Origin of the sequence: Nonomuraea solani (genome assembly GCF_900108335.1) — a bacterium.
Classification (GTDB): Bacteria; Actinomycetota; Actinomycetes; order Streptosporangiales; family Streptosporangiaceae; genus Nonomuraea; species Nonomuraea solani.
The window spans coordinates 133,496-148,630 of record NZ_FNVT01000024.1 but is presented as its reverse complement, the minus strand read 5'-3'; the positions used below and the strand labels follow the sequence as shown (position 1 = coordinate 148,630).

Below are 15,135 nucleotides of genomic sequence, written 5' to 3'. Positions count from 1 at the left end.
TGAGGCCGCCGAGGAACACGCCGGCGGTGCCGCCCGCGGGTGCGGCGGCGCCGTACAGGGCCAGGGCCTTGGTCAGTTCTTTGGGGTCGTGGCCGAACAGCATCATCAGCAGGGTGAGTGCGGATGGGGCGATCAGTGCGGCTCCCACGCCCTGGATGGCGCGGCCGGTCAGTTCGATCCACGCCTCGGGGGCGATGCCGGCGAGCAGGGAGCCGGCCGGCAGGATCAGCCATCCTGCTGCGAATAGGCGGCGGGCGCCGAACAGGTCTGACAGGCGTCCGCCCAGGAGTAGCAGGCCGCCGAAGGCCACGACGTAGGCGTTGAACACCCACGACAGGTTCTCTTGGGAGAAGCCGAGGTCTTCCTGGATGTGGGGCAGGGCCACGCCGATGATCGAGGTGTCCATGATGACGATGAATTGGGCTGTGGCGATGAGGGTCAGGGCGGCCCAGCGGCGGGGGGATGGTGTGGGCATGGTCGTTCTCCAGCCTTAAGGTCGGCATACCCCCTAGAGGTATGTCGGGTGGTGGCTAATGAATACCACTGGGGGGTATCTGTCAAGTCCTGGGGGTCAGCGGTCTGCTTCCGGGTGCCGCCGCAGGACCGCCAGGACGATGAGTGCCGCCGGGCTGGCGAGGGCGAAACCGATGGCCATGCCGGTGGTGAGCCCGAGCAGCTCCTGGAGCCATCCGAGGGCCACGTACAGGGCGCCCGCCAGGGCGGCGGACACGCCGAGGACCATGCCCGCCGCGCTCGCCGGCGCGCCGGGCGCGAGGTCTTGGGCGATGACGACGGTGATCGGGCTGCCGACGTAGAGCAGGGCGCCCGCCAGGAGGGCGGCGATGAAGTACGGCGCCCCGCCAGGTTCGAGTAGCAGGGTCGCGAGCAGGGGTACGGACGCCGCGCCGAGTGAGCCCGCCAGCACGGTCCGGCGGCCGAAGCGGGGCGCGAGCACCCCGCCGAGCAGCGAGCCCAGCCCGGCGGCCAGGGAGAACGCGGCCAGAGTCCAGCCGATGAGCTTGTCGTCGGTGGGCAGGCCGTGCTCGTTGACCAGCCAGAGAGGTATCGAGCTGGTGAAGGTGACGAAGGCGACACTGGCCAGGCTGGAGGCGAGGGTGAGTCCGCCGATGGGCCCGCGGAGCAACCGCGGTTGGAAGAGCGCGCGCAGAGGCCTGCGGCCGTGCGGCTGCCAGTCGGGCAGCAGGACGTAGACCAGGACGGCGAGCACGATGCCCGGCGCCATCAGCCAGGGCGTCGCGTCGAGGCCGAAGGCGGTGATGACGGAGAGGATCAGTACAGGCCCGAGGGCGAATCCGAGCATGCCGCCGGCGGTGAACAGCCCTACGCCGAGGGTGCGATTCGGTACGTCCGGGCCGCCCGCCACCGCCGTCCCGACGGGGTGCAGCGCGGCCGCGCCCATGCCCCCGACGATCAGCAGGGCGAACACCACCACCAGGGCGGGCGCGACGCCGACCAGGCTGAGGAACAGCGCGGCCAGCAGGACGCCGGTCGCCCCGACCAGGCGCAGGCTGCGATCTTCCGCCACCGCGCCGAAGATCGGCTGGGTGACCGAGGACGCGATCGAATAGACGGCCACGAGCAGGGCCAGCAGCGTCGGCCCCAGGTCGAAGCGGGCCTGGAGGGTGGGCAGCAGGGCGCCGAGCATCGCGGTGATCGCGTCGTTGACGAAGTGGACGGCGGCGAGGAAGAGGGCGAGCGAGGTGCCGCCGAGGACGCCTGGCTTACGGATCTTGTGTGGCATGTCGGTCTCCTTGGTGTCGATTGTCATGGATACCATAGGGGGGTATGGTTTTTGCATGGGTGGCGGATCGCGGCCGCTGAGAAACGTGGTCGGCCGTCGCTTCAGGGAACACTTGCCGCGCCCATGCGGTAGCCGTATGGTCACGGAGAGGAATCGGCGGAGCTGGAGGCGCTGATGGTGGCGGGCGAGACCCTCGGATGAGCCGTGGCGACGACATCCACCTGGAGGCGCACGCCTCGGGCGAGGCCACCATCAACCAGGCGGGCCGCGACCAGCATGTCCACTACACCGACGGCACCCGCGCGCGCCGTCGCGCAGTGTCCGCCGCGCACGGCCAGGAGTGTCCCTACCCGGGATTGGCCGCGTTCGGGCCGGACCAGGCCCACTGGTTCTTCGGCCGCGACGAGGCGGTCGCCGACCTGCTCGCCCGGCTCGACGATCGTTCGCGCCGAGGGGGCCTGCAACTGGTGGTGGCCCCGTCCGGCGCGGGTAAGTCCTCCCTCCTGCGGGCCGGCCTGCTGCCCCGTCTGGCCGGTGGCGCGCTGCCCGGTTCGGCCGCCTGGCCCCTCCTGGTCCTGACCCCCACGGCCGATCCGTTGGGCGCGCTGGCCGCCCGGCTCTGCTCCCGTTCGGGTGAGCGGCCGGACGAGGTGGCCGCGACACTGGCCACGACGCCCCAGCACGCCGTCACGCTGCTGTCAGGGCGAGAGGCCGTGGTGGTCGTCGATCAACTGGAGGAGGTCTTCACGCTCTGCCCCGACGAGTCGCGGCGCGGGGCGTTCATCCGGGCCCTGGCATACCTGGCGGCGCCGGGCACCGAGGGGCCGGCGGCGCTGGTGGTGGCCGGGCTGCGGGCCGACTTCTACGCCGCCTGCGCCGCGTACGCCCCGCTGCGGGCCGCGCTGCAGGACCGGCACCTGCTGCTCGGCGCGATGACCCCGCACCAGCTCCGCGAGGCGATCCTCTACCCTGCCGACCAGGCCGGGCTGGACATCGAGCCCGGCCTGGTCGAGCTGCTCCTGCGCGACCTGGGCGTCACCCCCGGCGTGGACGCGTACGAGGTGGGCCGGCTGCCGCTGCTCGCGCACGCACTGCGTACCACCTGGCAGCAGCGCCACGGCGCGACCTTGACCGTGCGGGGCTACCACGACACCGGCACCATCCACAGCGCCATCGCCAACACCGCCGAACACGCCTATACCGCCCTGGCTCCGGCGGCCCGGCAGGCGGTGCGGCCGATGTTCCTGCGTCTGATCAAGATCGGCGACCGCGCCGAGGACGCCCGCCGCCGGCTGTCCCGCGCCGAGCTGGCGGGCGTCGACTCCGCCGCGCTCGACGCGTTCACCGAGGCCAGGCTGCTCACCCAGGCCGCCGGTACGGTCGAGATCACCCACGAGGCGCTGCTGCGCGGCTGGCCACGACTGCGCGGCTGGCTCGACGACGACCGGGCCGGCACCCTGCTGCACCAGGACCTGGAGGACACGGCCGCCGCCTGGCACCGCGCAGGGCGCGACCCGTCGCTCCTCTACCGGGGCGGCCGTCTGGAGGCCGCCCGCACGTGGGCCGACACCGGCGGGACCGGCGACATGAGCCCCACCGCGCGAGACTTCCTGTCCGCCTCGATCGGGATACGGCGGCGCGCCCAGCGCCTGCGGGCCATCGTCGTCGCGGTCTCGGCCCTGCTCACCGTGGCCGCCATCACCGCCGCCGTGTTCGCCTTCGCCCAGCGCGGCGAGGCGCTGCACCAGCGGGACACCGCCCGCTACCAGCGCATCCTGTCCGAATCCGACCGTACGGCCGGCACCGACACGGCCCTGGCCGCCCAGCTCGCCCTGCTGGCCCACCGCGAACGCCCGGCGGGCCAGTCGCCCGACGAGACCTACACCCGCCTGCTCAGCACGCAGAACACCCCGCTGCCCGTGTCCCTGAAGGGCCACACCGACGACGTCAACCAGGTGGCGTTCAGCCCTGACGGCACAACGCTGGCCAGCGCGAGCAGCGACGGGCAGATACGGCTGTGGAACGTGACCGATCCCGACCGGCCCGGTCCGCGCGGTCGCGCCGGCCACACCGACGGTCTCTTCGCGGTGGCCTACAGCCCGGACGGTGAAACGCTGGCCGGCGCGGGCCGGGACGGGCGGGTGCGGCTGTGGGACGTGACCGACCCCGACCGGCCGACACCCCGTGGCCGCCCGCTCATGGCCCACGACGGTGACGTCAACGCGGTGGCGTACAGCCAGGACGGCAGAACGCTGGCCAGCGCGGGACAGGACGGGCACGTGCGGCTGTGGGACGTGACCGATCCCGACCGGCCCACGCGCCGGGGCCGCCCCATCGCCGGCCTCGTCACCGCGCTGGCGTTCGGCGGGAAGACGCTGGCCGGCGCGGGCAGCGACGGACGGGTGCGGCTGTGGAACGTCGCCGATCCCGGCCATCCCACCCCGTACGCACACGATCCGATCAACCATGTCGGCACCGTCTACACGGTGGCGTTCAGCCCGGACGGCAAGACCTTGGCCAGCGGCGGCGACGACCGATCGATCCGGCTGTGGGACGTGACCGACCCGGCTCACGCCCGCCCCCGCGCGTACCCTCTCATGGGTCACACCAGTAGCGTCCGCGCGGTGGCGTTCAGCCCGGACGGCAAGACGCTGGCCGGCAGCGGCGACGACCAGTCGGTGCGGCTGTGGGACCTGGCCGCCCTCCACTGGCCCGTTCCGCGCGGGCCCCGCCTCACCGGCCACCACGACAACGTCTGGGGTCTGGCGTTCAGCCCCGACGGCACGACCCTGGCCAGCGCCAGCGATGACCGCTCCATCCTTCTTTGGCGCCTTCCCGCCGCTCAGCAGTCCGCCCACAACGGCGGCGTCACCTCGGTGGCGTACAGCCCGGACGGCAAAATCCTGGCCAGCGGCGGCGACCGGTCGGTGCGGCTCTGGGACGTGAGCGGCCGGCTCACCCCGCGCGGCCCTCCGCTGACCGGGCACACCGGCCTCGTGTACGCGGTGGCGTTCAGCCCGAAGGGCAGGATTCTCGCGAGCGGCGGCGACCGGTCGGTGCGGTTGTGGGACGTGAGCGGCCGGCCCGGCCGTCCCCTCACCGGCCACGCCGGCAGCGTCCGCGCGGTGGCGTTCAGCCCGGACGGCAGGACCCTGGCCAGCGGGGGCGAAGATCCCCGGCTGCGCCTGTGGGACGTGACCGACCCCGCGCACGCGAGGCTGCGAGGCCGCCCCCTCACCGGCCACCCCGGCTTCCTGTACGCGATGGCGTTCAGCCCGGACGGGAACACCCTGGCCAGCGCGGGCGCGAACCAGGAGGTGCGGCTGTGGGACGTGACCGACCCCGATCACCCCGTCCCCCGCGGCCGCCCGTTGACCGGCCACACCGGGACCATTCGCGCGGTGCGGTTCAGCCCGGACGGGAAGACCCTGGCCAGCGCGGGCGAGGACCGGCAACTGCGCACCTGGGACGTGACCGACCCCGACCACCCAGCCCCGCGCGGCCGCCCCGTGACCGGCCACCCCGGCGCCGTCTACGCGCTGGAGTTCAGCCCGGACGGGAAGACCTTGATCAGCTCGGGCGCCGACGGCGCGCTGCGGCTGTGGGACACGACCGGGCGACCGAGCCCGCGGGGCCGCCCTCTCACCGGCCACACCGACAACGTCCTGTCGGTACGGTTCAGCCCGGACGGCCGCACCCTGGCCAGCGGCAGCACGGATCGCGGCCTCTGGCTGTGGAACCTGGACGTCGCGCCGGCCATCCAGCGCGTCTGCACCCTCACCACGTTCACCCCGCAAGCCTGGCGGGAACACGTCGGCACCGACATCCCGTACGCCCCGCCATGCGGATCATGAGCCTCGCGGGTATCCGGCGACCATTGTCTCAGTCGAGCCAGCCGAGCCGGGCCGCGCGCACGCCCGCCTGGAAGCGGCTGCTCGCGCCCAGGGCCGCCGTCAGTTCGCTCACCAGGCGGGTGACCGTACGCGTCGACACGCCCAGGCCGCGGGCGATCGCCGAGTCCTTGGCGCCGGTGGCGAGCAGGCGCAGGACGGCGCGCTGCTGGTCGGTGAGTGCCGAGCCGTCCGGCGAACCCGGCACGTCCTCCGGCTCCGAGGCCGTCATCCAGCAGTAGTCGTAGATCGCCGCGATCGACCGCACCACGCTCGCCCCGCTGATCAGCACCGCGCCGGCGCCCAGGTCCGCCGGGTCGGCCTGCACGATAGCGGTACGCCGGTCATAGACCAGCAGCCGCGTGGGGATCACCGGTGCGACCCGCACCTCGACGCCCAGCTCCCGCCAGCGGCCCATGAACTCGCGGATCAGCGGGTCGGCCAGTGAGATCTGCGCGTACAGGCTCCGCACCCGCCCTCCGTGACCCATGAACCCCTTGGTACGCGCGAAGCCCGTCTCCAGCCCTTCGCGCGTCCAGTCGGCCGGCGGCTGCAGGCTGAGGATCTCGTTCCTGCTCAGCTCGGCCAACTCGCCGATGCGCTGGCTCAGGCGCGCGTGGTCGGCGCGGGGGATGAACTCGATGCGCGCGTCGCCGCCCGGCCGCTGGGGCAGGTCGAGGTAGCCCCGGGCCAGCGCCGCCGTCCTGACGTGCTGCTCGACCAGGTGATCGAGCGCGCGATGGCTCCTTTGGAGGGTACGGGTGAGCGCGGCGGCCACGCTGACGGCGGCCTGCGTGTCGGGGTCCAGCAGGTTGAGCCGGACGAGCTGGTCGCGGGCCTGCTCGATCTCCCCAGCGGCCAACCGGAGACCGTGGGACGCCTCGGGCAGCGATTCGCCGTGGTCGCGCATGCGTACATAGAGGGCCTGCGCGACGCCGTCGTCCTCCAGGTCGTCCACCATTCTCCCTTTCAACTATCCGGATTAGTAGACGATATCCGTCGTGACGAAGGGCGGTGGGATCTGGGTAGGGGGCGCGGATGTTCGACGACTTCGCGACCGAGATGATCGATGTTGGTGAGACCGAGCTGTTCGTCCGGTACGGCGGCTCGGGCAGCCCGCTCCTGCTCCTGCACGGCCACCCCCGCACGCACGCGACCTGGCATCGGGTGGCGCCGCTCCTCGCGCCCCACCACACCGTGATATGTCCGGACCTGCGGGGGTATGGGCGCTCCGGCAAACCGCCCACCACCCCCGGCCACGAGCCCTACTCCAAGCGCACCACCGCCAGAGACCTGGTCGCCCTCATGCGGACCCTCGGCCACGACCGCTTCGCCGTCGCGGGCCACGACCGCGGCTCGTACGTCGCCCACCGCCTCACCGCCGACCACCCCGACGCCGTGACGCGCCTGGTCGTGATGGACGGCATCCCCATCGGCGAGGCGCTGGCCCGCGCCGACGCCACGTTCGCGGCCCGGTGGTGGCACTGGTTCTTCCTCGGCCAGACCGCCAAGCCCGCCGAGCGCGTGATCAACGCCGACCCCGACGCCTGGTACGGAGGCGGGCCCGAGCAGATGGGCGCGGAGGCGTACGAGGACTTCCGCCGCGCGATCCACGACCCGCGCACGGTCCACGCCATGTGCGAGGACTACCGCGCCGGCCTGGGCGTGGACCGCGCGGCCGACGACGCCGACCGGGCGGCGGGCCGGCTCATCACCTGTCCGACGCTGGTTCTGTGGTCGGTGAAGGACGACATGGAGGACCTGTACGGGGACCCGGTGGCGGTGTGGCGGTCATGGGCGGAGGACGTACGCGGCGGGTCGATCGACAGTGGGCACCACATGGCCGAGGAAGCGCCAGAAGAGCTGGCCACGGCCCTTCTGGCGTTCCTCGAAGATCAGCCGGTCGCCGCCACGAAGGCGAACGAGCCGGAGGCGACCCGGTAGACGGCGCGGTCGCCGTCCATCCGCAGGAACGTGGCCCGGTCCGGCGCCGTGACGAGGCGCCGGTCCTTGGCCGGCACCCACACCTCGGCGGTGGTGTTCGGGGGCACGTCGACCGTCAGCCTGAACCGGCGTTCCGTCTTGGTCCACTCCGATCGGACCGTGCCGTGGGGCGTCTGGTAGGCGCCCTTGACGAAGGTGAGGTCGCCGACCGGTTGGGGATGGATGACGAGCCTGCGGTAGGCGGTCGAGCCGGCGGCCTCGCGGATGCCGGCCAGGCCGGTGTGGAACCATTCCTCGATCTGGGCGAGGATCATGTGGTTCTTGGAGTCGCCCCGGCTCCAGCGCTCGCCCATGGTGGTCATGCCGCCCGGGTTGGCGGTGGTGGACTCCATGAAGAAGCCGTAGCTCGGCTGGTCGTTCTCCTGCAGCAGCTCCCACAGCACGTCGTCCCTGCCGCCGCCGGCCAGGGCCCGGACCGTCGGCGCCATGCCGATGGTCCCGCCGCTGAAGTGCGGGCCGTCGCCGTTGGGGTGGAAGGCGTAGACGAGTTCGACGAGCGCGTCGAGCACCGCCTGGCGTTCGCCGTCCGGGACGAGACCGGCGTCCAGCGCGAGCGCCTGGGCCGTCTGGGTCGCGCCGGCGGTCCCGGCGTCGCCGTCGGTGGTGTAGCGGCGGAGCTGCCGGTTGTAGAAGTGGGCGTTGAAGGCGGCCTTGATGTCGGCGGCCAGGGCCCGGTAGCGGGTGGCGTCGTCGGCGTGGCCGGTCAGCTCGGCCATCATGGCCAGCTTGGTGATCATGGTGTGGTAGCCCCAGGTGCCGGTGATCCGGCCCGAGGTCTGGTCGGCGGCCACCCAGTCGGCCAGGGCCGCGTCGACGATGTGCGCGTTCTCGCCGGTGCCCGCCTTCTGGCGCTGGATGTAGTCGGCGAAGTCGACCATCCGGTCGTAGTGGCGGGTCATCGTCTCGGTGTCGCCGTACAGCTCATACAGCATGGCCGGGACCAGGATGATGGCGTTGCCCCAGTTGATCTCATCCCCGAAGCGCCCGCTGTAGCCCCAGTCGTAGACGGGGGTCTTCAGCGCCACGTTCCCGCGCATCGGGGTGTCGGCGACCGACTGGCCCTCGACGAGGTGCCGCATCGTGGTCTTCAGGTAGGCGCCCAGCTCGTAGTCGCGGTGGATGGCGCCCATGGGCATCGTGTAGTCGGCCGGGTAGGACAGTTTCTCGCGACCGGGGCAGTCGGTGAACACCGACATCATGTTGGACGCGAACGAGTAGCGGGCCATCTTGTGGAGGCGGTTGATCCGGGCGTTGGACGTGGTGACCTCACCGGCGGCGGGGGTGGCCGCCTGCAACCGGATGCCCTTGACCAGGTCTTTCGCCGGGGTGTAGCCCTCCGGCAAGCCGGTGACCTGGATCCACTGCATGCCGAAATAGTTGAAGTCGGGGTGCCAGCTCTCGCCGCCACGGCCGCCGGCGGTGGTGTAGGTGTTGAACAGGTCGCGGCCCCGGCTGCCGCCGCCGCCCATCAGGGACGCCTGGTCGACGGTGCCGTCGGGGGCGAGAGACTCGGCGGGTGACATGCGGATGGTGACGCCGGCCGGTAGCGCGCCTTTGAGGTTCAGCCGCGGCCAGCCGGTGATGTTCTGGCCCAGGTCGAACAGCCAGGTCCCGGGGACGGGGTTCGTCATCGAGACGGGGGTGAACGTTTCGACGGCCCGGACCGGCTCGGCCGTGCGGGCGACCAGCTTGGTGGCCAGGTTCGGGGGCGGCGCGATGCCGGCGTCGGTCCAGGCCATGGCCGAGCCGTCGCGCCGCTGGGCGGCAGGGGACAGGTCGGCGCCGGGGGAGTCCCAGCCCGGCTGCTCACGGCGGGCGTCGTGGTCGGAGCCGGAGTACCAGGCGTCGGTCACCAGGGGGCCCAGGGCGGTACGCCAACTGCGGTCGGAGACGATGACGTCGGACGAGCCGTTGGCGTAGGTGATCTCCAGGCGCGCGATCAGGCGGGGTGTGACCGCGGCGCCGGCGCTGGCGTCGCTGGCGGCGATGTTGTTGCCCGACCCGGTCACGGCCGCTCCCGTGGAGTGGGGCTTGGACAGGCCGGGGGTGAAGGTGATCCCGGTGGGGTCGATCGCGGTGATCGTACGGGATTCGAGGTTGTCGCCGCCGTCGCCCGTGTCGACGTTGATGGTGCCGCCGACGTGGTAGCCGGTGACGTTGGTCAGGCTCACGGTGGTGGCGCCGGGTCCGGCGTCGGCGGTCAGGGCGCCGCTGCCCTTGAGCTGGCTCTGCCACCAGGAATAGGGCGCGGTACGGCCGGCGGCCGGGTTGGTGACGCTGCGCCGTACGTAGGCGGGGCCGTTGCCCAGCCGGACGCCGAGCGTGTTGGCGCCGGCCCGCAGGGCGCCGGTGACGTCGTAGGTGCGGTATTCGCTGGAGAGCTGGTAATTGGAGTTGCCGGGGGCGAGCACCTCGTCGCTCAGCCTGCGGCCGTTGAGCGTCGGCAGGTGCAGACCGACGCCGGAGAGATAGAGGCGGGCCCCGGCCACGCGCTTGCCGCGGTCGAGGTCGAACGCGCGGGCGAAGATCGGCATCGGCTGGCCCTCGATGCGGCCGGGATACTCGATCCAGCGAGCCGCTCCCCAGTCGCTCTGCAGCAGCAGGCCCATCTCCCAGGAGGACGGCCTGCTCCAGTCCGACGGCTGCCTGCCCGCGTCCCAGACGCGCACGTGCCAGACGACCTTCTGCCGCGACCCCAGCGGCCGGCCGCCGTAACGGACGCCCGACTGGACGGCGGAGCTCACCTTGCCGGAGTCCCAGATCAGCCGGCCGCGCTGAAGGCCGGACTCGCTCTCGGCCACCTGGATCTGGTACGCGGTCTGCGCGTCGGCCGGGCAGACGCCCCGCCGGCACTGCCGCGTCTGGGCCATGCGCCACCCCAGCAAGGGGGCGGGATCGTCGATGCCGAGGGGCTGATCGTGCCTGCCGTCCACCCGCAGGCCGGCGACCTCGACCTCGGATTGTCCGCCGGCGGCCACCAGTGGGCTCAGGGTGAGGGACATCGTGAGTCCCGCGACTAATAAGGACCGGACCACGTCACGCTCCCGTTAATGATAAAAAACGATTTAAGCACCCGTGGATGCCGTTAACGTAAGCGCTCGCTCAGGAGCCGTCAAGAGCCGAATTGGGTAACGGTTCCCATCAATGTGGCATCTCAGAGCGTTGATCGCCGCATTCCATGCGTCGGTCCTGGTGGCTCGTACAATCGGAGCACGCCTCGGAGATGGAGTTTCATGGTCACGTCTGGTCGACGACGACGAGTGACGATCGCCGACGTGGCGAGCCACGCGCAGGTCTCCGTCACGGCGGTGTCCAAGGTGATCCGCAACGCCTATGGCGTGAGCCCGGCCATGAAAGACCGGGTCAAGACGGCCATCGAGGAGCTCGGCTACCGGCCGCAGGCGGTGGCGCGGGGGATGCGCGGGCGCACCTTCACGATCGGCCTGGTGCTGCCGCACATCAGGAACCCGTTCTTCGCCGACATCCTCGACGGTCTCACCGAATATCTGGAGAACACCGACTATCAGGCGTTCATGATCCAGGGCGGAGCCACCCGCAAGGTCGAGCAGCGGGCGGTCGACGCCCTGATGGACCGGCAGGTGGACGGCATCATCATGGTCGCCCCGCTGGCCTCCAAGGCACGCCTGGAGGAGGTGGCGAAGGAGAAGCCGGTCGTGGTGCTCGCGCGCCACGAACGCTCGCCCCACTACGACTCGGTCTACGACGACGACGAGGCGGGCGCCGAACTCGTGGTCGAGCACCTCATCGAGCTGGGGCACCGCCGGATCGCGCACATCACGCACCAGGACGACAGCATCGCCCGGCCGGCCGACCTGCTGCACACCATCCGAGCGGCGACCTACGAACGTGTCATGACCGAGCACGGCCTGGCCGGCGAGATCGCGATCGCGACCAGCTTCTACCACGAGCAGGGCGGCTACGACGGCGCCCGTGAGCTGCTGAGCCGTACGCCGCGCCCGACGGCGATCTTCGCCGGCGCCGACCAGGCGGCACTCGGCGCCCTGGCCGCCGTCCACGCCGCGGGCCTGTCCGTCCCGGGAGACGTCTCGGTCGCCGGCTACGACAACACTCACCTGGCCGCCCTGCCCAACATCGCGCTGACCAGCGTCGACCAGGCCGGCGGCGAGATGGGCCGCGCCGCGGGCAAGCTGCTGCTCGAACGGATCGAAGGCCGCATGACACCGGTGCGCTTCTCCGTCACCCCGAGTCTGGTCGTCCGCGGCTCGACGTCCGCCCCCTAGGGTCCAAGGCCACCCCCTACCTGCGGCGCAGCATGGTCAGCGAGGAAAACGGTACTCAGAAATCGCAGCAATGACCTCTTTCATCTGCGAAAAGTCTGGAAACCGTTACCCAAACCGAGTCTTGACACTCGCCTGAGTTACGCCTACGTTAACCGCATCGGGGAGTCGCTTAAAACGATTCAATAACCCTGGAGTGGCGTGTGAAGACCTCCCACCGCGCGCTTGCCGCGGCCGTGGCCGTGCTCGCAACGGCGGCCCTTACCTCATGCGGATCCGGTTCGGAGCCCGCTGCCAACGGCACCATCACCCTGACCTTCATGACGGGCAGCGACCAGTCCACCGTGGACACCTCCAAGGCGCTGGCGAACGCGTTCATGAAGGCCAACCCCACGATCAAGATCGAAATGGAGAACCAGCCGGGCGGCAGCGAGGGCGACAACGTCGTCAAGACCCGGCTGTCCACCGGCGAGATGACGGACGTGTTCTGGTACAACTCCGGCTCGCTGCTCCAGGCGCTCAATCCGGCCCAGACCCTCGTCGACCTCACCGGCGACCCCGTCCTGGCCAACGTCCAGCCCGAATACCTGCCCGTCGTGACGCAGGCCGGCAAGGTGTTCGGCGTCCCGGCCGCCACGCTCACCGGCGGCGGCATCCTCTACAACCGCAAGGTGTATGAACGGCTCAAGCTGGAGGTGCCCAAGACCTGGGCCGAGTTCATGGCCAACAACGACAAGATCAAGGCGGCCGGGATCACCCCGGTGATCAGCACGTTCAAGGACACCTGGACGTCGCAGATCTTCGTCCTCGCCGACTTCCACAACGTGCAGGCCGCGGTGCCGAACTTCGCGGCGGACTACACCGCGGGCAAGGCCAAGTTCGCCACCACGCCGGCCGCGGCGGGCGGGTTCCAGCACCTGGCCGACGTGCACGCCAAGGGCCATCTCAACAAGGGCTTCGGCTCGGCCACCCTCGACCAGGGCCTGAAGATGCTGGTCGAGGGCAAGGGCGCGCACTACGCGATGCTCAGCGGGCTGCTGCCGCCGCTGCTGTCGACGTACCCGCAGACCGCCACCGACGTCGGCCTCTTCGGCATCCCCGGCACCGACCCGGAGCGCAGCGGCGCCACCGTCTGGGAGCCGCCCGCCATCTACATCGCCAAGACCACCGAGAAGCTCGACGCGGCCAAGAAGTTCCTGGCCTTCGTCGCCTCACCGGCGGGCACGGAGGCGGTGACCGCGGCCGTGCAGCCGTCCGGGCCGTACCGCGTCAAGGGCTCCAAGCTGCCCGAAGACGCCCTCCAGGTCGCCAAGGACCTGCAGACCTACATCGACCAGGGCGCCACCGCGCCCGCGCTGGAGTTCCTGTCGCCCATCAAGGGCCCGTCGCTGGAGCAGATCACCGTCGCCGTCGGCTCCGGGCTCACCCCGCCCGCCGAAGGGGCCGCCCAGTACGACAAGGACGTGGAGAAGCAGGCCAAGCAACTGGGGCTGGCCGGCTGGTGATCGTGAACCACCGGCACGCGCGTCCGGGCGCCAGGCGCAGATCGGCCTACCCCTACGCGCTGTACGCACCGGCCGCCGTCGTCTACCTGGTCATCTTCCTGGTGCCGACGGTCATGGCCTTCTACTTCGCGCTCACCCGCTGGACCCTGTTCGACAGCACGTTCGTCGGCCTGCAGAACTTCTCGGACTTCCTGGCCGAGCAGAACCTGCGCATCGGCTTCCAGAACACGATCTTCTACGCCGTGGTCACCAGCGGCATGAAGGTCGTGCTGGGGCTGCTGCTCGGCGTGCTGCTCACCTCCCGGCTGCGGCTGCGCGGTTTCCTGCGGTCGGTGGTGTTCTTCCCGGTGCTGGTGTCGACCGTGGCGGTCGGCATCACGTTCAGCGCGCTGCTGCGACCCGACACCGGCCTGGTCAACAGGGTCCTGACGCTGGCCGGCGTCGACGGGCCCGACTGGCTCGGCGACGCGAACACGGCGCTGCTGTCGGTGGCGCTGGTGGACGTGTGGAAGGGGGTCGGCCTGGCCACGGTCATCTACATCGCCGGGATCATGTCGATCCCGACGGAGTACTACCAGGCGGTCATGGTGGACGGCGGGGGCGCGTGGCACCGCTTCCGGCACGTGACGCTGCCGCTGAGCTGGCCGGCGACGTATTCGGTGATCATTCTGTCGTTCATCGGCGGGCTGCGCTCGTTCGACCTGATCTGGACGATGACGCGCGGCGGGCCCGGCTTCACCAGCGACACCATCGCCTCGATCATCTACAAGCAGTATCAGGCCGGCTTCTTCGGCCTGTCCACCGCCGGCAACGTGCTGCTGTTCCTCGTCGTCACCGCCATCGTCGTGCCGCTCAACTACGTCCTCGGCAAGAGGCAGGTCGCCGTATGAGAACGCTCAAGAGGTTCGGCGCCGAGACGGCCGCGCTGGTCCTGGCCACCGTGATCTTCCTGGTGCCGTTCTCGTTCATGCTGCTGACGGCGGTCAAGGACCGGTCGCAGGCCGCGGACCTCGACTTCGCCTGGCCGGCGAACTGGCCGATCGTGCGCAACTTCATGGACGTGGTCGAGGCGCGCGACTACGTGCTGCTGCGCGCCTTCGTCAACAGCACGATCCTCACCGTCGCGTCCGTCGCGCTGATCGTGATCTTCGCGGCGATGGCCGCCTTCGTCCTGCAACGCCGGGCGGGCAAGGCCGGGTCGCTGGCCAACTTTCTGGTGCTGTCGGGGCTGATCATCCCGCCCGCGATCGTGCCCACCATCTGGCTGCTGCAGGCGCTCGGCCTGTTCAAGACGCTGCCCGGGCTGATCCTGGTCGAGGTCGCCTTCGGGCTGTCGTACGCGGTGCTGCTGTTCCGGGCGTTCATCGCGGCCATCCCGCGCGAACTGGACGAGGCCGCGCAGATCGACGGCTGCAGCGGACTGCGGCTGTTCTTCCGGGTGATCTTCCCGCTGCTGCGGCCGGTCACCCTCACCGTCATCCTCACCACGTCGGTGGCCGTCTTCAACGACTTCGTCAACCCACTCTACTTCACCCCGGGCAACGAGAACGCCACCGTGCAGGTCACCCTCTACAACTTCCAGAGCCAGTACAGCACCCAGTGGAACCTGCTGTTCATGGACATCGTGCTCATCACGATCCCGCCGCTGCTGCTGTTCGTCTTCTTCAACCGCAAGATCGTCGCCGGTATGACCGCCGGCGCCATCAAAGGATGAC

Annotated in this window: 10 protein-coding genes; 6 read left to right on the top strand and 4 right to left on the bottom strand. The window is 70.8% G+C overall.

The features are described from left to right. The coding region (locus C4V41_RS50755) for an MFS transporter (protein ID WP_146104104.1) at positions 1-475 on the bottom strand (475 nt) is incomplete at its 3' end. Positions 476-571: 96 nt separating this feature from the next. Continuing rightward, on the bottom strand, positions 572-1,762 hold the full coding sequence (locus C4V41_RS50750) for an MFS transporter (protein ID WP_160150675.1): 1,191 nt from the start codon (positions 1,760-1,762) through the stop codon (positions 572-574). A 197-nt stretch (positions 1,763-1,959) separates the two neighbouring features. On the opposite strand from C4V41_RS50750, the gene C4V41_RS50745 reads away from it, so the two are divergent. Next, entirely contained in the window at positions 1,960-5,616 is a 3,657-nt protein-coding gene (locus tag C4V41_RS50745) for an nSTAND1 domain-containing NTPase (protein ID WP_103963260.1), read from the top strand. Between the two features lie 28 nt (positions 5,617-5,644). Here C4V41_RS50745 and C4V41_RS50740 read toward each other — a convergent pair whose 3' ends face one another. Next, the gene (locus tag C4V41_RS50740; RefSeq protein WP_103963259.1) at positions 5,645-6,613 is read right to left on the bottom strand and encodes a helix-turn-helix transcriptional regulator; all 969 of its coding nucleotides are present in this window, start codon (positions 6,611-6,613) and stop codon (positions 5,645-5,647) included. Positions 6,614-6,690: 77 nt separating this feature from the next. On the opposite strand from C4V41_RS50740, the gene C4V41_RS50735 reads away from it, so the two are divergent. Beyond that, complete coding sequence (locus C4V41_RS50735; RefSeq protein ID WP_103963258.1) at positions 6,691-7,596, top strand: alpha/beta fold hydrolase; 906 nt, start codon at positions 6,691-6,693, stop codon at positions 7,594-7,596. Here the strand turns inward: C4V41_RS50735 and C4V41_RS50730 are convergent. Then, on the bottom strand, positions 7,548-10,658 hold the full coding sequence (locus C4V41_RS50730; protein WP_103963257.1) for a family 78 glycoside hydrolase catalytic domain: 3,111 nt from the start codon (positions 10,656-10,658) through the stop codon (positions 7,548-7,550). The genes C4V41_RS50735 and C4V41_RS50730 overlap by 49 nt on opposite strands. Positions 10,659-10,916: 258 nt before the next feature. Here C4V41_RS50730 and C4V41_RS50725 point away from each other — a divergent pair, with 258 nt between their 5' ends. From C4V41_RS50725 to C4V41_RS50710, 4 genes are all read left to right on the top strand, one after another. Further along, positions 10,917-11,918 (top strand): LacI family DNA-binding transcriptional regulator, encoded by a 1,002-nt coding sequence (locus tag C4V41_RS50725; protein ID WP_235030895.1) that lies wholly within the window; start codon positions 10,917-10,919, stop codon positions 11,916-11,918. A gap of 317 nt (positions 11,919-12,235) precedes the next feature. Next, positions 12,236-13,420 (top strand): ABC transporter substrate-binding protein, encoded by a 1,185-nt coding sequence (locus tag C4V41_RS50720; RefSeq protein ID WP_103963279.1) that lies wholly within the window; start codon positions 12,236-12,238, stop codon positions 13,418-13,420. 2 nt (positions 13,421-13,422) lie between these two features. After that, entirely contained in the window at positions 13,423-14,310 is an 888-nt protein-coding gene (locus C4V41_RS50715) for a carbohydrate ABC transporter permease (RefSeq protein ID WP_200824803.1), read from the top strand. Continuing rightward, positions 14,307-15,134, top strand: a complete 828-nt coding sequence (locus C4V41_RS50710; protein ID WP_103963255.1) for a carbohydrate ABC transporter permease — start codon at positions 14,307-14,309, stop codon at positions 15,132-15,134. Before C4V41_RS50715 ends, C4V41_RS50710 begins: the two co-directional genes overlap by 4 nt. Position 15,135: the final 1 nt, after the last annotated feature.

What these genes read in the sequence shown, in the direction of transcription:
- C4V41_RS50735 (WP_103963258.1), top strand. Translation starts at nt 6,691, where the DNA reads ATGTTCGACGACTTCGCGACCGAGATGATCGATGTTGGTGAGACCGAG.
- C4V41_RS50720 (WP_103963279.1), top strand. Translation starts at nt 12,236, where the DNA reads ATGACGGGCAGCGACCAGTCCACCGTGGACACCTCCAAGGCGCTGGCG.
- C4V41_RS50745 (WP_103963260.1), top strand. Translation starts at nt 1,960, where the DNA reads ATGAGCCGTGGCGACGACATCCACCTGGAGGCGCACGCCTCGGGCGAG.
- C4V41_RS50740 (WP_103963259.1), bottom strand. Translation starts at nt 6,613, where the DNA reads ATGGTGGACGACCTGGAGGACGACGGCGTCGCGCAGGCCCTCTATGTA.
- C4V41_RS50750 (WP_160150675.1), bottom strand. Translation starts at nt 1,762, where the DNA reads ATGCCACACAAGATCCGTAAGCCAGGCGTCCTCGGCGGCACCTCGCTC.
- C4V41_RS50710 (WP_103963255.1), top strand. Translation starts at nt 14,307, where the DNA reads ATGAGAACGCTCAAGAGGTTCGGCGCCGAGACGGCCGCGCTGGTCCTG.
- C4V41_RS50730 (WP_103963257.1), bottom strand. Translation starts at nt 10,658, where the DNA reads ATGTCCCTCACCCTGAGCCCACTGGTGGCCGCCGGCGGACAATCCGAG.